20 protein-coding genes are annotated in these 22,498 nt (G+C 43.9%); 8 read left to right on the top strand and 12 right to left on the bottom strand.

The annotated features are described in order from the left end of the window. Positions 1 to 16 precede the first annotated feature (16 nt). Genes ACO05P_RS06515 through recQ form a run of 8 tightly spaced genes read right to left on the bottom strand, consistent with a single transcriptional unit; the run spans position 17 to position 8,649 of the window. A complete protein-coding gene (locus tag ACO05P_RS06515; protein WP_421754233.1) occupies positions 17 to 1,099 on the bottom strand; it encodes an endonuclease/exonuclease/phosphatase family protein in 1,083 nt (360 codons plus the stop codon). Next, on the bottom strand, positions 1,100 to 1,990 hold the full coding sequence (locus ACO05P_RS06510; RefSeq protein WP_421754231.1) for a rhomboid family intramembrane serine protease: 891 nt from the start codon (positions 1,988 to 1,990) through the stop codon (positions 1,100 to 1,102). Next, positions 1,990 to 2,724, bottom strand: coding sequence for a rhomboid family intramembrane serine protease (locus tag ACO05P_RS06505; RefSeq protein ID WP_421754230.1), 735 nt, complete (start codon positions 2,722 to 2,724; stop codon positions 1,990 to 1,992). Before ACO05P_RS06505 ends, ACO05P_RS06510 begins: the two co-directional genes overlap by 1 nt. Next, complete coding sequence (gene mutL / locus ACO05P_RS06500; RefSeq protein WP_421754228.1) at positions 2,724 to 4,589, bottom strand: DNA mismatch repair endonuclease MutL; 1,866 nt, start codon at positions 4,587 to 4,589, stop codon at positions 2,724 to 2,726. Before mutL ends, ACO05P_RS06505 begins: the two co-directional genes overlap by 1 nt. Beyond that, positions 4,589 to 4,876, bottom strand: coding sequence for a hypothetical protein (locus ACO05P_RS06495; protein WP_421754227.1), 288 nt, complete (start codon positions 4,874 to 4,876; stop codon positions 4,589 to 4,591). The genes mutL and ACO05P_RS06495 overlap by 1 nt, the downstream gene beginning before the upstream one ends. Before the next feature lie 11 nt (positions 4,877 to 4,887). Beyond that, on the bottom strand, positions 4,888 to 5,868 hold the full coding sequence (locus tag ACO05P_RS06490; protein ID WP_421754225.1) for a lytic transglycosylase domain-containing protein: 981 nt from the start codon (positions 5,866 to 5,868) through the stop codon (positions 4,888 to 4,890). Beyond that, on the bottom strand, positions 5,865 to 6,416 hold the full coding sequence (gene rfbC, locus ACO05P_RS06485; RefSeq protein WP_421754223.1) for a dTDP-4-dehydrorhamnose 3,5-epimerase: 552 nt from the start codon (positions 6,414 to 6,416) through the stop codon (positions 5,865 to 5,867). The genes ACO05P_RS06490 and rfbC overlap by 4 nt, the downstream gene beginning before the upstream one ends. A 34-nt stretch (positions 6,417 to 6,450) precedes the next feature. Then, positions 6,451 to 8,649, bottom strand: a complete 2,199-nt coding sequence (recQ, locus tag ACO05P_RS06480; protein WP_421754222.1) for a DNA helicase RecQ — start codon at positions 8,647 to 8,649, stop codon at positions 6,451 to 6,453. A 130-nt stretch (positions 8,650 to 8,779) separates the two neighbouring features. Between recQ and tatC the strand changes: the two genes are divergently transcribed. Both tatC and lptB read left to right on the top strand, forming a co-directional pair. Next, positions 8,780 to 9,613 carry a twin-arginine translocase subunit TatC gene (gene tatC, locus ACO05P_RS06475; protein ID WP_421754221.1) on the top strand — a complete coding sequence of 278 codons (834 nt, stop codon included), beginning with the start codon at positions 8,780 to 8,782 and terminating at the stop codon, positions 9,611 to 9,613. 1 nt (position 9,614) lies between these two features. Beyond that, entirely contained in the window at positions 9,615 to 10,388 is a 774-nt protein-coding gene (gene lptB / locus ACO05P_RS06470; RefSeq protein WP_421754220.1) for an LPS export ABC transporter ATP-binding protein, read from the top strand. On the opposite strand, the gene ACO05P_RS06465 is transcribed toward lptB, so the two are convergent. Genes ACO05P_RS06465 through ACO05P_RS06455 form a run of 3 tightly spaced genes read right to left on the bottom strand, consistent with a single transcriptional unit; the run spans position 10,365 to position 13,638 of the window. Beyond that, entirely contained in the window at positions 10,365 to 11,324 is a 960-nt protein-coding gene (locus tag ACO05P_RS06465; RefSeq protein ID WP_421754218.1) for an L-threonylcarbamoyladenylate synthase, read from the bottom strand. The two genes, lptB and ACO05P_RS06465, sit on opposite strands and share 24 nt — an antisense overlap. Before the next feature lie 20 nt (positions 11,325 to 11,344). Further along, positions 11,345 to 12,325, bottom strand: coding sequence for a DUF3667 domain-containing protein (locus ACO05P_RS06460; RefSeq protein ID WP_421754217.1), 981 nt, complete (start codon positions 12,323 to 12,325; stop codon positions 11,345 to 11,347). Next, on the bottom strand, positions 12,325 to 13,638 hold the full coding sequence (locus ACO05P_RS06455; RefSeq protein WP_421754215.1) for a type IX secretion system plug protein domain-containing protein: 1,314 nt from the start codon (positions 13,636 to 13,638) through the stop codon (positions 12,325 to 12,327). Before ACO05P_RS06455 ends, ACO05P_RS06460 begins: the two co-directional genes overlap by 1 nt. A 155-nt stretch (positions 13,639 to 13,793) precedes the next feature. Between ACO05P_RS06455 and ACO05P_RS06450 the strand changes: the two genes are divergently transcribed. The 6 genes from ACO05P_RS06450 to nqrF are packed head-to-tail and all read left to right on the top strand — an operon-like array spanning position 13,794 to position 19,724. Further along, positions 13,794 to 15,146, top strand: coding sequence for a Na(+)-translocating NADH-quinone reductase subunit A (locus ACO05P_RS06450; RefSeq protein WP_421754214.1), 1,353 nt, complete (start codon positions 13,794 to 13,796; stop codon positions 15,144 to 15,146). A 10-nt stretch (positions 15,147 to 15,156) separates the two neighbouring features. After that, entirely contained in the window at positions 15,157 to 16,350 is a 1,194-nt protein-coding gene (locus ACO05P_RS06445) for an NADH:ubiquinone reductase (Na(+)-transporting) subunit B (protein WP_421754213.1), read from the top strand. Position 16,351: 1 nt separating this feature from the next. Beyond that, complete coding sequence (nqrC, locus tag ACO05P_RS06440; RefSeq protein ID WP_421754211.1) at positions 16,352 to 17,092, top strand: NADH:ubiquinone reductase (Na(+)-transporting) subunit C; 741 nt, start codon at positions 16,352 to 16,354, stop codon at positions 17,090 to 17,092. A 4-nt stretch (positions 17,093 to 17,096) separates the two neighbouring features. Continuing rightward, the gene (locus tag ACO05P_RS06435) at positions 17,097 to 17,771 is read left to right on the top strand and encodes an NADH:ubiquinone reductase (Na(+)-transporting) subunit D (RefSeq protein ID WP_421754210.1); all 675 of its coding nucleotides are present in this window, start codon (positions 17,097 to 17,099) and stop codon (positions 17,769 to 17,771) included. Between the two features lie 6 nt (positions 17,772 to 17,777). After that, a complete protein-coding gene (gene nqrE, locus ACO05P_RS06430) occupies positions 17,778 to 18,395 on the top strand; it encodes an NADH:ubiquinone reductase (Na(+)-transporting) subunit E (RefSeq protein WP_421754209.1) in 618 nt (205 codons plus the stop codon). An 18-nt stretch (positions 18,396 to 18,413) separates the two neighbouring features. Continuing rightward, positions 18,414 to 19,724, top strand: a complete 1,311-nt coding sequence (gene nqrF / locus ACO05P_RS06425) for an NADH:ubiquinone reductase (Na(+)-transporting) subunit F (protein ID WP_421754208.1) — start codon at positions 18,414 to 18,416, stop codon at positions 19,722 to 19,724. Positions 19,725 to 19,752: 28 nt separating this feature from the next. Here the strand turns inward: nqrF and ACO05P_RS06420 are convergent, their stop codons facing one another. After that, the gene (locus ACO05P_RS06420; RefSeq protein ID WP_421754206.1) at positions 19,753 to 22,410 is read right to left on the bottom strand and encodes a ligand-binding sensor domain-containing protein; all 2,658 of its coding nucleotides are present in this window, start codon (positions 22,408 to 22,410) and stop codon (positions 19,753 to 19,755) included. Positions 22,411 to 22,498: the final 88 nt, after the last annotated feature.

Here is a 22,498-nt window from a genome sequence, read left to right as displayed (position 1 = left end):
TTTCCCAATTCTAAATTTAGCGCCAACTAAATTCGGCCAGTACTGGATAATGATCACTCAATTTTTGCTGCACGACCTTATAAGAGTGGCAGCGCAGTTCTTTATCGCGATACAGGATGTGATCGATTCTAAAGGGCAGAGGACCACGATTAAAGGTGCGTACCCAGCCTTCACCAGCGCTTACATAGGAATCTTGAAGATGCTCGTGTAATTTGTGGAAAGTATAGGAACTGGGTGGATCATTAAAGTCGCCTCCTACGATAATGGGACCTTCATGAGCCTGGAAAATGGAATCTAAAAACTCAACTTGATAGGCGCGTCGTTCAAAGGCACGGTTTAGGCTTCCGCCGATGCGATACATACGCTTTTGGAACTCCTCATTGCTTTCTTCGCTTTGTTGACTCAGGTTTTCGTAGTCATCACCAGCCAGACCTACCGAATAGAGATGCAGGTTGTAGAGCCTCAAGCTGCGTCCTTGCCACTCTACATCCACCCAGAGGGCCTTGCCTTTTGCTATAGCGCCTTCGGGGGCTGGAAGGGGATAAAAACCTTTATCCAGGATAGGGAGCCGAGAATAGATTATCTGCCCGTTTTTCCCCGCCTTATCTTGAAACTCAAAATAAACATGGGGCATATCCGGATTTAAAGGCTCTTCCAGACGGTAGTATTCTTGCATCAGTACAATGTCTGGCTGTTCTTCCTTTATTAATTGCTCAATACGGGCAGGAACATCCTCTTCATCAATCCATTGGTAGCGGTTGAGATTATGCACATTAAAGGTCATCACCTTTAAGGCTTCACCGGAGGCAACAACCTGCTTGCTGGCTCCAAACTGATAAACCAAAGGAATTTGTTTGTAGCCCACCGCAATGGCGATTATGGGTAAAATGATCTTGGTTTTAAGTCGGAGGGCCCACCAAATCGCAAATAGGATATTGGCTACTAATAAATAGGGGTAGGCCAAACCTAAAAAGGAAAACCAGGTGAAAATGCGTGGACTGATGTAATTGCTCAGATAAGAGCAAAGCAGTGCAAAGGCTGCGATGGTATTGAGCACATAAAGAAATCCGTCAAAGAAGTTCTTACGTTTTGGGGCCATTTAATCCTTTCCGAATTTGAAGAGATGATCTTTTTCGTCCTTGCTAAGGCTATCGTAACCACTTCTGGATATCTTTTCCAAGATATGGTTGAGTTTCTCTTCATCACTCCGATTTCCGGAGGATTTGGGACTTACAGCGTTTTTTCTGCTTCCCTTGGAGTACACTTTACGAAGCTTAGGTTTGGGTTTAAAGAGGTTGGCTAATTTATCCAATAAGCCAGATAAACCAGCAGTAAGGTCTCGACCTCCGCTATAGGATTTGGCCATAAAATAACCAAAGGCAGCTCCGGCGATATGGGCCAAATGACCACCGGCATTATTTCCTTCGCCCAGAGCTACTAAGTCCATTAACAGGGCAAAAGCAGCTACCCCCCATAGCGGTATACTGAGAACCAGAATGCGAATGGGATAGCGGGGATTATAAATAGCAATACCAAATACCACGGCCATTACACCGGCCGATGCACCGCGGTTAGTACTCTCGGCTACCGCCTGAGAGAAAACCGGGAAGATATTATAGCTGAGTACATAAAAAGCGCCTCCAATTAAACCTCCCAATATATAGGTGGCAATTAATCGTCGGCCGCCAAAGTACTCTAAGAAAATGCGACCAAAAAGGTAAAGCCAGATAAGGTTAGAGAAGATATGCCAAAATCCTTGATGCAGAAACATATAGGTGATCAAGGTCCAGGGGCGGGTGGCCAAGGTGCCCAAATCGGAGGGCAAAGCCATGAAGTTGATAAAAAGCCCGGAGATATTAATTTGGAAGAGGAAGCTTAAAACATTGAGGATCAAATAGAGAATAAAGACCCCCAAATTGATCATAATCAATTGGTTTAAAGCCCCACCACTGCGGTATTGATATTTTATTTGATCCCAGGCTGAGTTCATCAATAATAGGTGCCGTGTTTTTTCTTCCAGTAACGCAAAATTAAGAATCCAAACAGCATTCCACCTAAATGGGCAAAGTGAGCAACATTGCTATGGGTATTCATTTGAAATCCACTGTACAATTCCAATAAGCCATAACCGGCAACCAAATATTTGGCTTTTATAGGAATTGGGAAAAACATGAGGAAAATTGGGCGATTGGGGAACATCATCCCAAAGGCCAGTAGTATACCAAATACAGCACCGGAAGCACCCACCGTTGATCCGTTTAATAGTCCATTGGCATGCGCCATAAGAGGGTCAACAAAGTTTTTACCTTCTAAAATGGCTTGTGCTCCCTGACTTTTAATGATACTTAATTGCTCAGCACTTAATTCGGCGGCAATGGAATTAAACTCCCAATACAATGTTCCTAGGTGAAGCGCTGCCGCTCCCAGTCCAGTTAAGAGATAGTAGTTTAAAAAACGCTTGGGTTTCCAAATATTCTCCAGTTCAAAGCCAAACATCCATAAAGCGAACATATTGAAAAGCAAATGGGTGAAGTTCGCATGCATAAAGATGTGGGTAATCAGCTGATGGGGCTGAAAGGCCTCAGATATAGGAAGGTGTAATCCTAAATAATAGCCGAGGTTGATTCCGAATGAACTGCCTAAAACTATCATCCCCAAAAAGAACAGACCATTGATAATGATCAGGTTCTTAATTACCATCGGCAAAAGGTTAAAACGCTGCATTACGTAAATGTTTTATCCAAATCGTTTAGGGCCAGGTTAATGATAGTAGGGCGACCTTCAGGACTAATATACGGGGAAGAGCAGCCAAAGAGTTCATCAACCAAATGCGCCATGGCCTGAGGTTCAAGAACGGTGCCTACTTTTAAAGCTGCCACTTTGGCCATTTCGGCCGCCATTTTTTCTTGCAGCTCCTCCTTACTATGGCTATTGTAATCTTTTGCCTCCTCTAATAACTGATGTAAAATCTGATCCAGATCGGGGTTCTCTAAAAAGAGGGGGATACCGTGGACAATTAATTCTTTTTGCCCAAACTCATCCAAATCAAAGCCCATTTCCCTTAAGGTGGGTAAGAGCTCTTTAATCTGACTAAAATCACCAGCGCTAAAGGTCACTTGAACCGGAAAGAGTAATTGCTGGGCTGCTACCTGCTGATTGGCCAGGGAAGCCATCATTTTTTCAAAGATGATTCTTTGATGGGCTCTGGCCTGATGGATCAGCATTAAGCCTTCTCCATGGGCTTTTAAAAGGTATTTTCTGCCTACTTGAATATAAGCCACCTTATTCAGGCCTTCCTCTGGAATCAACTGACTTTGTTCGGCTTCGTCCGGGATTTCCGGAATCTGACTCAACAAGGATTCCCATTGATGGCTTTCTCTTGAAGTTGGACGAGGATTACTGTATCCGCTTCCGCCAAAAGAGCTAGAACCGGAGCTGGGTCGACTGGTATTAGAACCTGACACAGCGGGTTTTTCAGCTTCCTTATGGAAGGGATTGAAATTAGGATCAATATAAATACCCGGAGCCTCTACACTTTTATGAGTGGGGGGAGGAGGGGCATATTGCTGATCATGTTCAAAATCGAGGCTGGGCGCAATATTATATTGACCTAAGGAATGTTTTACGGCGGTACGAATGATGCTGTGAATCACCCTTTCATCTTCAAATTTGATTTCCGTTTTGGTGGGGTGGATATTCACATCAATGCGGGCCGGATCCAGCTCCATAAAGAGGAAGTAGCTAGGATGACTATCATCCTGCAATAATCCTTCAAAGGCTTTTTGCACCGCCTTATGCAAATAAGGATTGCGGATATAGCGATGATTCACGAAGAAGAATTGCTCACCCCGACTTTTCTTGGCGAATTCGGGTTTCCCTACAAATCCTTCCAGTTTGATCAGTTCGGTATCCTCACTTACCGGCACCAGCTTTTCATTATAGCGCTTACCAAAGATGTTTACGATCCGCTGACGCAGGGTACTGGGCTCTAAATGAAAGAGCTCAGAATTATTATGCTCAAAGCGGAAGGCTACCTCAGGATGGGCCATGGCCACTCTTTCGAACTCATCGATAATATGACGCAGTTCTACTTGATTGGATTTCAGGAAATTCCGACGGGCGGGAATATTGTAAAAGAGGTTTTGCACCTTAATGGTGGTCCCTTCCGGACATTGGCAAAACTCCTGTGATTCGATTTCGTTGGCTGCGACTTTAAGTTCAGTGCCTAGCTCGCTACCTCTTAAGCGGGTACGCATTTGCAATTTTGCCACCGCCGCAATAGAGGCGAGGGCTTCACCACGGAAGCCCTTGGTAAGGATGCTGAAGATATCTTCTGCTTTTTGAATCTTGGAAGTGGCATGACGTTCCAAGGCCATACGGGCATCGGTTTCGCTCATGCCCTTACCATTATCGCTTACCTGGATTAGGGTCTTTCCACTTTCATTAACGACCAGATGCACTTCCGAGGCATCGGCATCCACACTGTTTTCGAGCAGCTCTTTAACCACTGATGCAGGGCGCTGCACCACTTCACCAGCGGCAATTTGGTTGGCTACATTATCGGGCAAAAGCCTGATGATATCTGCCATTAATTCATGATTAAATAGTAGGTAAGGGCCGCAAGGCCAACAATGATATACAGCAATTTACGGTTGGAAGAGCTCACATTGGATTGTCGGCTCCCTTTCCAGTTCAAAGCCATTTCATCTCTAAGCATACTGGCTCTGCGTTCGGGCTTTGGGCTTTCTTCCGTACCGTGATATTTCTGGCGCAAATTATCGATACGCTCTTTGGATTCACTGTAATAGCGAGGTTGAAATTCGAAAGTCTTGTGCTTGTTCTGACGAATAAAACTGGGCAATTTAGGAGCTTCCATAGGGCTGTTTTTTAGTTGTTACTTTGTTCGGCAGCCGGTTGCGTAACGGGCGGGTCAAAAGGTTGATCCTGTGTATTACTAGCTTTTTTAGGAATCACAAATTCATAAACCTTCGACTGAGGATTAGGCAGATTCTCCATCCTTAACCAAGGATTGTAATACTTGAGAATGCGATAATTAATGCCGTATTTCTCATTTAGGTAAGCAACGTGGCTGATGCTGCTGTCTACTTTAACCGTAAATGTTTCCTGGGGTAGATAACGATCTTTAGCTCTTACATGAAAACCATATTGTTCCGGATCTTCCAGGATTTCCTTCACGGCTAGTAGTCTGTATACATAACGGGCCGTTTCCGGATTTAAGTTCAAGGCATAATAAGAATTTTCGCGCTGGCGTTCCATTTGCTTTTTTAAGCCACTGATTCCCATATTGTAAGAAGCGGCGGCCAAAGTCCAGGAGCCAAATTCGGCATAAGCCTCTTTCAAATAAGCACAGGCCACGCGGGTGGCTTTTTCAACATGATAACGCTCATCCACTTCACGATCAATCTCCAATCCGTATTGCTTACCAGTGCTTTCCATGATTTGCCAAAAACCAACGGCTCCGGCGGGCGAAACAATGGGGGTAAGGCCTGATTCCACTAAGGGCAGATATTTGAAATCAACCGGTACCCCATTTTCTTTAAGGATCTTTTCAATGGTAGGGAAATGACGAGCAGAACGCTTGATAAATAAGAGGGTTTGACTTTGCCAATAGGTGTTTACCAATAATTCACGATCAAAGGCCTCCACCACCTGAGGGTCATCAAGAGGTACCTCCTCCCCAGCGAAATCTAAATGCTCGGGAATAGGCAGACTGTAGATGGAGTAATTGTCTTTAAAATCTTCTTTCTGGCCCACATCATCGCGCTCACCATAGCGAGCGAAAATTAAGAGGGTACTGATGCCTATCAGTCCCAGAGCCATACTTATTTGTTCTACGCGGAGTTTCATGAGAATCTAAATTGAGAGTCGAGTTCAGAAAGGGGACGCGATTCACGGTCTTTATCCGAAAGTATCGGATTATCAATTCCCCAATCAATATTTAATGCCGGGTCGTTCCATAAAACGGAGCCTTCACTTTCTTTATTGAAAAAACTGGTGCATTTGTAAGTAAAGATGGTGTTGTCTTCCAAAGTAACAAAGCCATGTGCAAAGCCGGGAGGAATCCAAAACATCAATTTGTTCTCACCTGTGAGCCTTACTTTATGATGCTGACCATAGGTAGGGGAGCCTTTTCGGATATCGACCACCACATCTAAAACAGCCCCTTGAATAACGCGAACTAATTTGCCTTGAGCATGAGGAGGATTTTGAAAATGCATACCCCGTAAAACCCCTTTATTGCTCATTGACTGATTGTCCTGAACAAATTCGAAATTCACTCCGAAGTTTTCAAAAATTGCTTTGTTGTAAGCTTCAAAAAAATAGCCGCGATCATCGCCAAAAACTCGGGGGACAATCTCCAATAAGCCCTGAATGGGCGTTTCAATAATTTGCATTAAAAAAGAGAATTTTAGCTCAGGGCTAAATTAATTAGTTCGCTACTTCACTCATGAATTTGATGCGCATTAATCGCAATTCTTCTTCACTGTAATCGCCATCAAACTCATCATAAGCCTCTTGCAGTTCATCGGACTCGGCTTCCATGAAATATTCATGCACTTCTTCCAATTGATCTTCATCGAAGAGATCCTCCAAAACATAGTCGAGATTGACCTTGGTACCCGAATGAACAATATGCTCAATTTCCGTAACCAGGTCATCCATACTAAGGCCCTTGGCCGCGGCAATATCTTCGAGCGGCAGTTTACGGTCGGTGCTCTGAATAATATACACCTTCAATCCGGACTTATTCACCACCGATTTCACCAGCAAGCCATCGCCTTTCTCGATATTATTGTCCTCCACGTATTTGCTGATCAGCTCTAGGAAAGGAGCTCCAAACTTACGGGCTTTCCCTTCGCCAACTCCTGAAATTTGCTTCAATTCATCGAGGCTGGTAGGGTAGTGTAGAGCCATCTCATTTAAAGAAGGTTCCTGGAATACCGTAAAAGGAGGCAGACCTTTGGATTTGGCCACTTTACGGGTGAGTTCCTTCAACATCTTAAAGAGCTCCGGATCAAAGGAGGCGCCAGCTTTTTGTTCGGAAATAATCTCCTCCTGACCAGCTTCTTCTTCATAGTCGTGATCCTCAGCAATCAAGAAGGGACCCGGTTCTTTCAAGAAAGCCTGTCCTTTTTCGCTGATAAAGAGCACTCCATACTTTTCGATATCCTTGCGCAGAAAGCCTTGTACGATAGCTTGACGGATTACCGCCATCCAATGCTTTTCGTCCTTATCTGCACCCATATTAAAAACAGGCAGATCTTGAACTTTATATTGCTTGGTAATGGAGTTGAGGGTTCCGGTTAGTGTATCCACTACTGATTTTGCTTTAAAGCGCTGCGCAGTAGCTATGATGGTTTCCAATACTGTTTTTAGATCCTCACGAGCATCAAATTGCTTGCGCGGATTTTGACTGTTGTCGTCGTTTTTCGCTCCGGGTCCATTTTCTTCATCAAAAGCTTCCCCAAAATAATGCAGGATGAACTTCCTTCGATTCATGGCGGTTTCCGCATAAGCGATCACTTCTTGCAAGAGCTGCATGCCAATCTCCTGTTCTGATACCGGCTTACCATTGAGGAATTTCTCCAGCTTTTCTACGTCTTTGTAAGAATAGAAAGCCAGGCAATGTCCTTCGCCACCATCACGTCCGGCGCGACCGGTTTCCTGATAATAGCTCTCTAGGCTCTTGGGCATGTCGTAGTGAATCACAAAACGCACATCGGGTTTATCGATTCCCATCCCAAAGGCTATGGTTGCCACAATTACATCTGCTTCTTCCATTAGGAAGGCGTCCTGATGACGAGAGCGGGTACCTGCATCTAAACCAGCATGATAGGGCAGGGAATTGATGCCGTTCACCTGCAGGGTTTGGGCCAATTCTTCCACCTTTTTACGGCTCAGGCAGTAGATAATACCACTCTTACCTTCATTCTTTTTAATGAAGCGAATGATATCGCGATCTACATTTTTGGTTTTGGGGCGTACCTCATAAAAGAGGTTAGGACGGTTAAAGGAAGCTTTGAAGACCTCGGCATCTTCCATGCCCAGGTTCTTCTGAATATCGCTTTGCACTTTTGGAGTAGCCGTGGCAGTCAGGCCAATAATAGGCTTACGCCCGATTTTGCGGATGATCTGCTTAAGATTGCGGTATTCGGGCCGGAAATCATGCCCCCATTCCGAAATACAATGGGCCTCATCAATTGCAAAGAAGGAAATCTCCACCGAGCGAAGGAACTCAATATTCTCTTCTTTGGTGAGGGATTCCGGAGCCACATAGAGCAATTTGGTAATGCCATTTACAATATCAGACTTCACCTGCTCCACATCCCTTTTGCTAAGAGATGAATTGAGTACATGGGCAATCCCCGCCTCATCGGCAAAGCCTCGTAGACTATCTACCTGATTTTTCATCAGGGCAATGAGGGGTGATACAACTATGGCGGTACCGTCCTGCATAATGGCCGGTAATTGGTAGCAGAGCGATTTGCCTCCGCCGGTAGGCATGATCACAAAAGTGTCGTTGCCAGCAAGTACGTTTTCGATTACGGCCTCTTGATTGCCCTTAAATTGGCCAAAACCAAAAAAGCGTTTTAAATGCGCTTGAGCCGTGGAAATTTGCGTTCCCAATACTTACGTGTCTTATTAATTTCTTTAAATATACTAATTATAGCCTCGTGCGAGCAAATAAATCTTCCCCGGAATCGCTTCCGTTTCACAGCTAAAATTTAGCAACTTTGCAGCAATTTTTGAAATACTAATGGCAAAGGCAGAAAGTGATCACATGTCCTTCCTCGAACATCTGGAAGTTCTACGTTGGCACCTTATACGATCAACATTGGCAATCATGCTTATGGCCATGTTGGCCTTCTTGGGTAAAAGCATTTTATTCGATGTAATCATATTTGGACCTAAGCAGCCCGACTTCTTCACTTACGAACTTTTTTGCACTATTTCGCGCGAAATTAGTAATACAGAGTTATTCTGCCTCAGTGAAATGCCCTTTAAAATTCTGAATACCCGAATGGCAGGCCAGTTCTCAACGCACATCTGGGTTTCCTTGATTGCGGGATTTATTTTGGCCTTCCCCTATGTATTGTACGAGTTTTGGCGCTTTGTGGCTCCCGGCCTGAAATCGACCGAACGCCGCTACTCCCGCTGGGTTTTATTCTTTGGTGGAATATTGTTTTTGATGGGGGTTTCTTTCGGATATTATCTGATTGTACCCTTATCCCTGCAGTTTTTAGGTTCTTATACTATTAGTGATGAGATTAATAATCTGATCGACCTCAATTCGTATATCTCTACCGTGAGTACCGTTACCCTGGCAACCGGCATTATCTTTGAATTGCCGGTGGTGATTTACTTCCTGGCACGCAGTGGTTTGGTTACGGCAGATTTCCTCAGGAAATATCGACGCCATGCCATCGTTTTGATTCTGGTGCTTTCGGCGGTAATTACCCCTCCGGATGTGGCAAGCCAGATTTTGGTTTCCTTCCCAATCTTTATTTTGTACGAGATAAGTATTCGGATTGCAGCCCGCTTGGAAAAGAGACAATTGAAAGAGCTGAAAGTACCGGCTAAAAAAGACTAGGATGATTTTACGCGCAGAGAATATTGTAAAGAAATACCGCTCCCGAACCGTAGTGAAAGGCGTGAGCTTTCAGGTTAAGCAAGGGGAAATCGTAGGCCTTTTAGGTCCTAATGGTGCCGGGAAAACTACCAGCTTCTACATGGTGGTTGGCCTTATAAAACCTAATGAAGGACAGGTATTTATAGATCAGCAAGAAATCACTACTGACCCAATGTACAAGCGCGCTCAAAAGGGCATTGGTTATCTGGCGCAGGAAGCCAGTGTTTTCCGAAAGCTTAGTGTGGAGGAGAATATCATGGGCGTTTTGCAAATGACCAAGCTCTCCAAGGCAGAACAAAAGAAAAAGTTGGAGTCCCTGCTCGAAGAATTTGGCTTGCAGCATATCCGTAAAAACCGGGGAGATTTACTTTCGGGTGGCGAACGCCGGCGTACTGAGATTGCCCGAGCTTTAGCGGTAGATCCTAACTTTATTTTATTGGATGAGCCCTTCGCGGGTGTAGATCCCATTGCTGTGGAAGACATTCAAAGTATTGTTGCTTCATTAAAAAGCAAAAACATTGGTATCTTAATAACCGACCACAATGTGCAGGAAACCCTCGCTATTACCGATCGTACCTATTTGATGTTTGAAGGGCAGATATTAAAATCGGGATCGGCAGAGGAATTGGCTTCGGATGAGCAGGTTCGTCGGGTTTATCTTGGGCAGAATTTCGAATTGCGCAAAAAGCGGGAAGCGGTTTTTAATCCGGGATCAAGCCACGGAAGCCCTTCTTAAACGATCGTTTATAGCACGACCCAAACCTTCGTTGGGGAATTCTTCGGCCAGAATTACATCCACTTCATTTTTATCGAAGCTCCGCATGGCAGCGAAGAGCTTGCTGGCCGCTTCTTTTAAATCCCCATTAGGAGAGAGGATTCGTTGATGCTTTTCCGGAATACCACTAATCTTCTTGCAAAAGCTAATGCTGCCACAGCGCTGACGATCCACCTTATTGAGGTTTAAGTCCAAATTGCCATGGGTCAAGGGAATTCCGGGTGAATAATGAGCACTCAACATTCCGGGGGCCTTAGGATTGCTACTGGAGCTACGGGTATAGGGTACCTTTCGACTCAGCACTTCTTCAATCGCTTCCAGGCTTAAGCCGCCTAAGCGCAGGACTATGGGTTCATCCTGACTCAAATCAATTATGGTAGATTCTAAACCTACCTGGGCTGGACCACCATCTAAAATATAAGCCAGACTATCGCCAAATTGACCTGCTACATGATTAGCCTGGGTAGGACTAACCCGACCAAATAGATTAGCGGAAGGCGCAGCCAGTGGGAAATCGAGCTTTTGCAATAAGGATTGACAGAGGGGATGGGCCGGAAAGCGCACCGCTACTGTAGAATGCCCGGCAGTAACGATATCCGGAATAATATCCTGCTTAGGGAAAACATAGGTAAGCGGACCTGGGCTAAATGCTTGATAAAGGGCATCGAAATAAGGCCCGGTATCTTTTACGTAGTCGCCCAGGTGATCGGCTGAAGCCAAATGAATAATTAAAGGGTCAAAGGCGGGCCGTTTCTTTAGCTCAAATATTTGCGCTACTGCCTGAGCATTTAGGGCATTGGCTGCCAGGCCATAAACGGTTTCGGTGGGGATAGCAACTGTTTGTCCTTCACTTAGGAGCTCGGCGGCTAAAGAAATATCGGAACCCATTTTTTCCATGCCACAAAAGTAGGCCCTTCTTACATGAGAATGAAAACCAAAACCAGGGATAGCATAAAAAAGGCTATAAAACTTAATAGACCAAAGAGGTTTACAAGGAAGTATTTAAAAAAGGTCTTGCCCCAACTTTGGCCATAAAAACGGTGCATTGCAAGAAAGAGATGCACCCCATACAATAAGATGATCAGAATGAAAACCGTCTGATTATCAATTATCAGATTGTATAGGAAGGAGATGAAGAAAAAGAGTCCCTGTTGATAAAGCGTAAAGAAGAGATGTTCCGGATAATAGAAATCGCGGCGGAAATACAAGAGTTTAAGTACCAGGCCTAAAATGGGGATAAAGAGAAAGAGTATCCATACCAGTTTAGAGATGAGTTCCCGATTAAAACTCTCGAAATTATCTTTTTGATTGTGTCCAAATCGTGCAGTTTTCTGAGCTTGTTCAAAGGCAAAGTCATTCCAGAAACCCGGTTCCAGTTTCAAGCGATTGAAAAGCTCTTCTTTGCTGCTCTCGGGCTTAACGATCAGGTAATCGCTCATGGCAGAAAAGCGAATGATTATGCTGGGGTCTTCAAATTTATTCAGCTTATCCTCCGCTTTTTGGATGGCTGTTTCACGCTCCTCATCACTCAAGGTTTTAAGTCGGCTGATGCTTTCCTGATCAATATTACTGTTAACAAGATTGGCATCGCGGTTTAGCTGAATGGAAGTAATAAGAAGAATGGAGGCCAGAAAGTAAAAGCGCACGGGATTCATGTAGCGCACTCTTTTACCCAGCCTGAATTCGGTAGCTACCTTTCCGGGCTTAATAAGCACATCCTTTAAGGTGCGGAATATTCTACCGTCTACGGCGAAGAAATTGGACAGCGATTCACCGATGAGTTCAATGAAGGTAAGACGTCGGGTATCATTTACCTGGCCACAATTGCTGCAAAAATTTGCATCGCCAATAATCTGGCCGCAATTGAGGCACTCACTGCCTTTTTGCCGTTTGAGCATTAGTCGTTTTGATTAAATAGGTCGTTGGAGCTAAAGGTAGCAAATCCCACCAGTCGATCGTAGCGACTGCCTATTTCCCGATTGTATACCAATATTTGATAATCGTTCTCAGTTTGCCAATGACTGCCTTCCAGGAAGCTCAGATCGGCATAATCCTTTCCGGGCAAATTCACCGCAAAGGCATAATTGTAAAAGCCTTGTTTCAGTAGAGCTTGGCAACGGTATGCGCGACGATCAGCATCATAATACATTTTATACTCGCGCAGCATTTTCCAATCACTGAACTCTCCAAAGAGGTATACATCGGAACCAATTTCATTGGGATAATCGAGAAAGAAGTCAACCAGAGCATAGTCGGCTTCAGAATCTGAATTCGTGGCATCTAATCGACGCACCCTATATTGCCCATTGATATCAAAGAGCGTAGAGTAGCGCTCCACCGCCCGACTTTGATCCTTTTTTAAAAAGACCTTAAAGAAGGTGTCTTGCCGAATTTGACGCACATTTAAACTGAGGCTGTAGAGGTTTTTGATATCGAAGTTGCGCCATTCGCTGTTGGCTTCAAAAGTGTTCTCATCATCGTATTGATAGATAAGCTGACCATTTTGCAAGAATTGGGGCTTCAAATCAGTAATCGCCAAATCCCAGCGTTGGTTTTGCATCAGGACTACTTTCAGATCAGTAAATGGATTGGGGATGGGGTAGGAGCCATGGGAAAGGGTAAAGTCCAATTCTTGATGGGTATCAATCTTCTCCACCCGGGTAGGACGTTTTACTCTTCCTCCGGCTTGAACGATTTCTTCATAAACCATAAAGCGTTTGCTGAGTACCCGCTTTTCGGGATCGCCATCGCGGTATACTAATAGGAGGTAGTTGCCGGAAATTTTGAAGTTTACTTGCTTATTGGGAATCTCTAATTGATAATGCGTGTAAGGAATAAAGGCATTTAATGAATACTCAAAATCCTGGATATAATCATCACTGAAATTACTGAGGTAATCATTGCGCATAATGTCGGAAGGGGTCCAATCGGCATTGCAATGGTAGATCGCATAAGAGAGATTGGTGAATTCTTCATAGAGATCATCGAAACTCAATTCGAGGGTTTCGCCGCTATTTAAGGCTATCACTGGCATGGCGAGATCATTACCTCTGGGAACCAGTCGTACGGAACGTATTCCTGCTTGATAGATATAGTCCTCATAACGAAGTTTATCATTTTGATAGTACTCTTCGGCCTGAGCCAGGACGAAATGAGGGAGCGATATCAGCAGTATAAAAATGAGGTGCGGGAATAGGGAGCGATAGGGCATGTGTAAAAAATGCGTTTGGGTCTGAATTATTGCGACTTAAGCTTTAAATTTGCCGCCAATTTAGATGAGTTCTAAATTGCGCGTAGTTTAGGCGGGCTCAAGCTTCGTCTTAATTTTGCAAGCCAATAATAATGACAATTTTTTGATTCCATTCGATGTCAGAAGTTATCAAAATTAAAAAGGGCGTAGATATCAAGCTGCAAGGCGAAGCGGAGAAAATTTTCGCGACTGCCGACACCCCCAGCACCTATGCTCTTAAGCCTTCGGATTTCCCCGGAATTCGCATGAAGCTTAAAGTGAAAGAAGGGGATGAAGTTCTGGCCGGTGATCCGATCTTTTTCGACAAGGGTCGTCCCGCAATCACATTTGGCTCGCCCGTTAGTGGTGAAATCGCCGAAGTGGTTCGAGGAGAGAAACGCCGAATTCTGGAAGTTCGTGTATTAGCGGACAAAGAGATTCGCTACCGCGATTTCGGTTCTGCCGATCCTGCTTCTCTGAAAAGAGATGAGGTGAAAGGCAAAATCGTAGAAGCCGGTATGTGGCCTCTGGTGAAGCAACGTCCCTACAACATTGTAGCGAATCCCGACCGAGTACCCCGTGATATCTGGGTATCTTGTTTCGACAGTGCTCCTTTGGCACCGGATGCGGATTTTGTGGTTCACGGACAGGAAGCCGAATTTAAAACCGGTATCAAAGCTTTAATGCAGCTTACCGATGGTAAGGTACATTTAGGTTTAGACGGTCGTACCAATCCTTCAGAAGCCTTTAAGGTGGAAGGAGCCGTAATGCATCGTTTTACCGGTCCACATCCAGCGGGTAATCCCGGTGTGCAAATGCACGCAGTGGCTCCTATTAATAAAGGAGAAACCGTTTGGACGGTAGGCATGCAAGATGTGATTATGATCGGGCGCTTATTTATGAGTGGTCAGTTCCAGGCGCAACGTAGCGTAGCTTTGGCTGGTGCACAGGTTTCTAAGCCTCGTTATTATAAGGCTTTGATTGGTGCCAATGTGAAGTCGATTCTGGAAGGCAATGTAGCGGCGGAGAACAACCGTTATATTTCTGGAAACATCTTGACTGGTACCCAAATTCCTTCGGAAGGTTATTTATCGTACTACGATAATCAAATTACTGTAATGCCCGAAGGGGGAGAAGACCAATTCTTTGGTTGGATGGCTCCTAACTTCAACAAGTTTAGTATTTCCCGTGCCCTCTTTAACTGGATGATGCCTAATAAGCGCTTAAATCTGGATGCCAATTTAAATGGTGAAGAGCGCGCATTTGTTGTGACCGGCGAATACGAAAAGGTATTCCCATTTGATATTTATCCGGTTCAACTTTTAAAGTCGATCATGGTTAAGGATATCGAAGCAATGGAAAACCTGGGCATCTATGAGGTGGCCGAGGAAGACATGGCGCTTTGTGAGGTGGTTTGTACCTCCAAGATTCCGGTACAGGAAACCTTACGTGAAGGCTTGGATTTAATGTTGGATGAATTAGGCGACTAAACAGATTAGGATGAAACTATTCAAGAATATTCTCGACAGCGTTAAGCCGCATTTTGAAGAAGGCGGTAAGTTCGAAAAACTCCACCCGGTATACGACGGTTTTGCAACCTTCCTTTTTACTCCGGGACATACCAGCCATAGTGGAGCGCATGTGCGCGATGCTATCGACCTTAAGCGTACCATGATTACCGTGGTTATGGCGATGGTTCCTGCACTCTTATTCGGTATGTGGAATGCCGGTAATCTGCATTACACTGCCTTAGGCCTGGCTGAAACCATGACTTTTGGTGATAAATTCCTTTGGGGGGCGATGAAAATCGTTCCAATGCTCATCGTATCCTACGGGGTAGGATTGGGAGTAGAATTTATCTTCTGTATCATTAAGAAACACTCCATTCAGGAAGGTTATCTGGTATCCGGGATGCTGATACCTTTGATTATGCCAATCGACATTCCGCTGTGGATGGTTGCGGTTTCGGTAATCTTTGCCGTAGTAATTGGTAAAGAGGTATTCGGTGGTACCGGGATGAATATCCTGAACCCCGCTTTAACCGCACGAGCCTTTGCCTTCTTTGCTTATCCTACTTATATGAGTGGTGATAAAGTTTGGATCAACACTAGTGCTGATGCTGGTCAATCGGTAGTTGACGGATTTTCTGGAGCTACCGTTTTAGGATCTTACGCTACTGGCGGAGATGTACAGTACTCAGTTTGGGATATGTTCATGGGCTTTATTCCTGGATCTATCGGTGAAACTTCTACGCTGGCCATCTTAATTGGTGCCGCAATCTTATTATACACTGGTATTGCCAGCTGGAGAATTATGTTGAGCGGTGTGATTGGCGCTTTAGCCATGGGATACCTTTTCAATGCCTTTGCTCCATACGCAATCTCCCCTGAACAGCAGTCTTTCATGAGTATAGACGGATGGCAACACTTAATTATGGGTGGTTTTGCTTTCGGTATTGTCTTTATGGCTACTGATCCGGTATCAGCAGCTCAAACCAACCGTGGTAAATGGATCTATGGGTTCCTGGTAGGTTTCTTCGCGATTATGATTCGCGTATTTAACCCAGCTTATCCGGAAGGAATCATGATGGCCATTCTCTTTATGAATGTAATGGCTCCTCTGATCGACCACTATGTAATTCAGGCGAATATCAACAAGCGTAAAAAACGTTTGGCAACCGTAAAAGCAGCATAAGATGGACGTTAATAAGAATTCATACACATTTACCTTCGCTGCGGTCATGGTGATCGTAGTAGCGGCTCTGCTTTCTTTTGCCGCCACCAGCTTAAAACCTATGCAGGATAACAATATCCGATTGGAGAAGATGCAAAACATCCTTTCTTCCATCAATATTGAAGTATCTCGCGAGGAAGCTGAGGAAGCCTATGATCAGTACATCACCAAGGAAGTTGTGATCAATAATTCGAAAGAAGTTAGTGGTATTGCAGCTTTTGATGTGGAGATGTCTAAAGAGGTAGCTAAAGCCCCAATGGAGCGCAATGCCCCCTTATACATTGCTGAAAAAGACGGTGAAACTTACTACATCATCCCGATGCGTGGAAAAGGCCTTTGGGGTCCGATCTGGGGATATATCTCTTTGGAGAAAAATGTAAGCACCATTTACGGAGCTACTTTCGATCACAAATCGGAAACACCTGGTTTAGGGGCTGAGATTAAAGGTGAAGGCTTTACCAGTCTATTCCCCGGAAAAGAAATGTTGGAAGAAAACGGTTCTTTCACCGGCATCGAAGTAATGAAAGGAAATGCCTCTGGTGAACATCAAGTTAATGGTATCAGTGGTGGAACTATTACTTCAGTAGGAGTTCAAACTATGATCTCCGACTGTATGAAGAGTTATGTAGACTATCTGAAGACGGTAAAAACGGCTTCAGTTGGTACTATGGAAGATAATCGTTTAGCAACTATCGATCAATAGAATCATGGCGGAAGTACAAGAAGTAAAAAAGGAGCGGGAAGCGCTCTTTAGTAAGAAGAACCGCAAACTGATTACGGACCCCCTTAACGACAGTAACCCGATTACCGTGCAGGTTTTGGGTATCTGTTCGGCCCTCGCTATTACCGTTAAGCTTTATCCGGCTTTGGTAATGTCGCTCTCGGTATTGTTCGTTTTAAGTGCCGGTAACGTAGTGATCTCTTTAATGCGTAACCTGATTCCTAACCGAATCCGGATTATCGTACAATTGGTAGTTGTGGCCAGCTTGGTAATTTTAGTAGACCAGGTATTGAAGGCTTATGTATACGATGTTAGTAAAGAGCTTTCGGTATTCGTAGGTCTGATTATCACCAACTGTATTATCATGGGACGTTTCGAGGCCTTTGCCTTAGGAAATACCCCCTGGAAATCTTTCCTTGATGGTTTAGGTAATGCCTTTGGTTATGCCTGGATCTTATTAACCGTTGCTTTCTTCCGTGAATTATTGGGATCCGGTCAATTATTCGGATATCAAATTGTACCCGAATCCTGGTACTTAACTGAGGGAGGATTTTACAGCAATAACGGTTTAATGCTTTTACCTCCAATGGCCCTGATCACCGTAGGGATTATCATTTGGGTACAGCGTTCACGTAACACTGAATTGATCGAAGAAAACTAAGCCATCATGCAAGAGTTAATAAACATATTTGTAAAATCCATCTTTGTTGAGAACATGATCTTTGCCTACTTCTTAGGCATGTGTTCTTACTTGGCAGTATCGAAGAAAGTAAATACTGCGGTGGGCTTAGGTGCAGCGGTAATCTTTGTATTGGGCATTACCGTTCCAGTGAACTACTTACTGGAAAACTACATTTTAAAAGAAGGTGCTTTAAGCTGGTTAGGACCAGATTTCGCTGAGGTAGATCTGAGCTTCTTAAGCTTTATCATGTTTATCGCCGTAATTGCCTCAATGGTGCAATTAGTGGAAATGGTGGTAGAGAAGTTTGCTCCTGCTCTTTACGGAGCCTTGGGGATCTTCTTGCCTTTGATTGCGGTAAACTGTTCGATTTTGGGTGGTGCCCTCTTTATGCAAGAGCGTAACTATAATACCATTGGTGAAGCCACCGTATTTGGTTTAGGCAGTGGAGTGGGTTGGTTTTTGGCGATTGTAGCCATTGCCGCCATTCGTGAAAAAATCCGTTACTCTCATATTCCGGCTCCATTACGTGGTTTAGGGATAACCTTTATCGTAACCGGATTGATGGGAATCGCCTTCATGGCCTTCATGGGAATTAAATTGTAACTAAGAAATTAAGAACTGATGGTATTATTATCGACCAGTACGGTTATCATTTCCAGTATCGTAGTCTTCTTTTTACTGATTATTCTGTTGGTATCTGTACTTCTGGGCGCCAAAGCCAAGCTTTCTCCCAGTGGACCAGTTACTTTGAATATCAACGGCGAAGACCGTCAGGTAGACTCCGGTAATACATTATTAACCACCTTAGGAAACGAGAAAATTTTCCTTCCATCCGCTTGCGGTGGTGGTGGTACTTGTGCCATGTGTAAATGTCAGGTACTCGATGGCGGTGGTGAAATCCTTCCTACCGAAGTAGGTTACTTTACCCGTAAAGAAGTACAGGATAACTGGCGTTTAGGTTGCCAGGTTAAGGTGCGTGGGGATATGAAAATCCACGTTCCTGAAGAAATCTTCGGTATTAAGAAATGGGAATGCGAAGTTGTATCTAACTATAATGTGGCTTCCTTTATTAAGGAATTCGTGGTTAAATTACCAGAAGGTGAGAACCTCGATTTCGAAGCTGGTGGTTATATCCAAATTGATGTTCCTGCTTGTGAAGTAGATTATAAGGACATCGATATTACTGCTCACCCACGCTTAGGACGTGATCCTAACGACTTCCAATCAGAGTGGGATAAGTTTGGTCTTTGGGATTTGAAGATGAAGAATGATGAGCCCATCTTCCGTGCTTACTCCATGGCCAATCACCCTGCAGAAGGTAATATCGTGATGTTGAACATTCGAATTGCTACTCCACCTTGGGATCGTGCTAAAAACGGATGGATGGATGTAAATCCAGGTATCTGTTCTTCTTATGTATTTAATCAAAAGCCTGGCGATAAGGTAACCGTATCCGGACCTTACGGTGAATTCTTTATTAAAGAAACCGAGGCTGAGATGCTTTATATCGGTGGTGGTGCTGGTATGGCGCCTATGCGTTCGCACTTATTCCACTTATTCCACACCTTAAAGACGGGCCGTAAAGTAAGCTACTGGTACGGTGGTCGTTCTAAGCGTGAGCTTTTCTATTTGGATGATTTCCAAAAAATTGAAGCGGAATTCCCGAACTTCCAATTCCACGTAGTTCTTTCTGAACCTTTACCAGAAGACAACTGGACAGAGAAGAAAAGTGTAGATGATAAAGAAGGGGACGGATTTACCGGTTTTGTACACCAGGCCGTAATCGATCAGTACCTTTCTAAGCATGCCGAACCCGAAGAAATCGAGTTCTATTTCTGTGGACCTCCTATGATGAACGCCGCCGTATTAAAGATGTGCGACGACTGGGGTGTACCACCCGAAAACGTAAGTTTCGACGACTTCGGTGGCTAAGCCGAAGGAAACAAGAATATCAAACGCCTCATTTTATGGGGCGTTTTTTTATGCCCGCTTTTCGCTCCGACTGTTTCAATAGCTCAGCTTGGTAAGAGCTGCCTAAAGGAATCTTTTCGCCATTGAGCAGGGTGATTTGCTTGGACTGTATTTGATAAATCTTATCCAAGCGAACAATGTAGGAGCGATGTACGCGTAGGAATTCCAAAGGATCTGGCATTCGACTTTGCATTTCGCTGATCTTGGCACGGGTGCTATGCTTTCCATGCATACTTACAATCTCCACATAGTTGGCGGAGGCTTGTAAATACCAAATATCATCCACAGGAATCCGGGTAATCTGACCTTTATCTTCAATGACGAGGATCTTACTTTTTCGCCTTATCCAACGGAGCGTAAAGCGCAGAATTTCACGCGCCAAATCACGATTGTAAACCAGGATGCGCACCTTGAAGAAAGCATAGAGTACCGATGCAAGTGCCAATACTTCCAGAAGGTAGAACCACCATTGTTGATAGAATGGAGCCGCAAGATTAAAACTGAATTCCTGATGACCAAGGAAGCCGGCATTGGCGATATTAGACTCTACTTCGAAGCTATAGCTACCAGGCGGAATTTCGGGATAGATAGCTTCACCGGACTTGGAATAATGCCATTCTTCCTCAAGGCCTTTAAGGCGATATCGATATTGAATAGCTCCCTTTTGACGGTAAAAGATATCCTCAAACCGAATATTCAATTTGTTTTGATCGGCTCCGAGTTTTAATTCTTCATTGGCCAAAGCCTGGGTTTGGGTTCCGGCTTGTAGGCTCTTAATATGTAGAAATGACTTTTGAATGGAAGCAATGGTATCGCGGGTATAGGCATAAGTATATAATCCGCTGGAGGAGGTAAACCAAAGCAGTTTATCATCAACTACTAAATTGCGCAATTCCCCTTCTGGAAGGCCGGAGCCAGGGCCAATCGTTTGAATTTGAAGTTGCCAATGAGAATCGAATTGAAGTCTGCTGAATCCTTGCTTGCTGATGACCCAAATCTGATTTTGACTATCGATATAGAGCTTTTCCAGGAAATCAGAAATCAAACCATCCTTAGCACCGATTGAAAAGATGCTGTCGGCAGTCCAAATGATTAATCCATTTCCCTGACTACAAAATAGATAGCCGTTTTGATGTTTGGCAATATGGCTTATCGGCATTTGAAATCCAGGATACTTATGCCTTAGGGATCTTTGTGCGCCATTTTTATTCAAGTGGTAAAGACCATTGGAAGATCCTATAAACCACCCGGAGTCGGCACTATTACAGGCAGATAATACTCTTTGATCCAGGGCATAATGGTGGAACTGTAAATTGGAATCCAAAACCTCGAAATAGGGGTTTTGGTAGATAAGATAAATTTCACCGCTTTGAGGGTCTTCGCTGATACTGCGTAGGTTTAAGCTGCTTTTAGCTGGATAGAATTGATCACCTATCCACAGTCTGTTCGAGTATTCTTCTTTGGACACAAAGGCATGATGAACCTTACTGTAGAGAAATTGACGAAATTTTCTTTGAGGGTAGATCTCCGCTTTTTGAGATAGTGAATAAATAGAAGGAATAAGATAGGTTCCGGCTAATATGCCTAGTTGAGGATGATGCTCAATTTGATCCAGGTTTTCATTAAAGTGATTGGGAAGGGCAATTTTTCGGAAGTAGGGGTTTTTAAGATAATAGATGCCGGAATAGAGGGTGCAAATCCACCAGCCTCCGGATTGATCTACTAATACATCACTAATGGATTTATTTGGTAGAATGGAATCAATTAAGTTACCATTGGAGTGGTAGATTTTTAAGCCCTGTCCACTTTCGGCAATCCAGAAATATTGAGAGTTAAAGGTCCCGATTCCGAAGATGCGAGACTGCGTTTTGATGGGAGGCGCCTTGGGCTGATAATAGCATTGATTGTAATAGTAATACAAGGCCTTCTGTTCCTGAGGCCAGATCATACGGTAATGTGGACTCCAGGCTTCCGTATTTATAAGCACGGAATCCAATTCGGCATAGGGGAAAAGACTTTTATAGAGATGGGGTTTTTTAAGGGCAAAAACAAAGGTGCTTTGACTTGGGGTAAGCTTCGATTTCAGTCCAACCAGGTAAAAGGGTATTTGCCCTCGTGGATCTGATTCCAGGCCAAAATGTTCAAGTCGGCCCAGGGTGTCGAGGCGATACAATCCCAGTCCTGAAAACGCCAAATAGAGATAATGATCCGGACTTCTGAAGATGCTCAGGATTTTGGGTCGATTTTCTATTTGAGGAATACTATCATTAAAAGCATAAGGGTGGATGATTTGATCTCGATAATCAAAATAAAAGAGCTTGGAGTTGAGGCTTATGCCCCAAATACTGCCATCATCCTGTGGGAAGAGTCTTAATATGGTATTTTCGGGTAATCCATCCTCCCGGGTAAAAGTCTTGTATTCAAATCCATCATATCGGACCAGACCTCTATCGGTAGAAAACCAAAGCAGCCCATTATTATCCTGAATAGCATTATAAACCTGAGAACTTGGAAGACCTTCGTTTACAGAATAATGGCAATATGGAATATCCTGACCAAGGACAATTAATGGACAGACGAAAAGAACTAAAAAACCAATCCAATAAAAATTGAACTTAGTTGCAAAAGGAATAATTGTAGGGAACATGCTTAGCTTTACATACTGATATAAAGCTATTTAAAGCTATTTAATTGTGTGTGCAGCTTGAAAAAATATATCAACAAATTAGCTATAG

This window comes from Croceimicrobium sp., from assembly GCF_965228705.1.
Classification (GTDB): Bacteria; Bacteroidota; Bacteroidia; order Flavobacteriales; family Schleiferiaceae; genus Croceimicrobium.
This window is presented reverse-complemented; position numbering and strand designations above follow the sequence as displayed.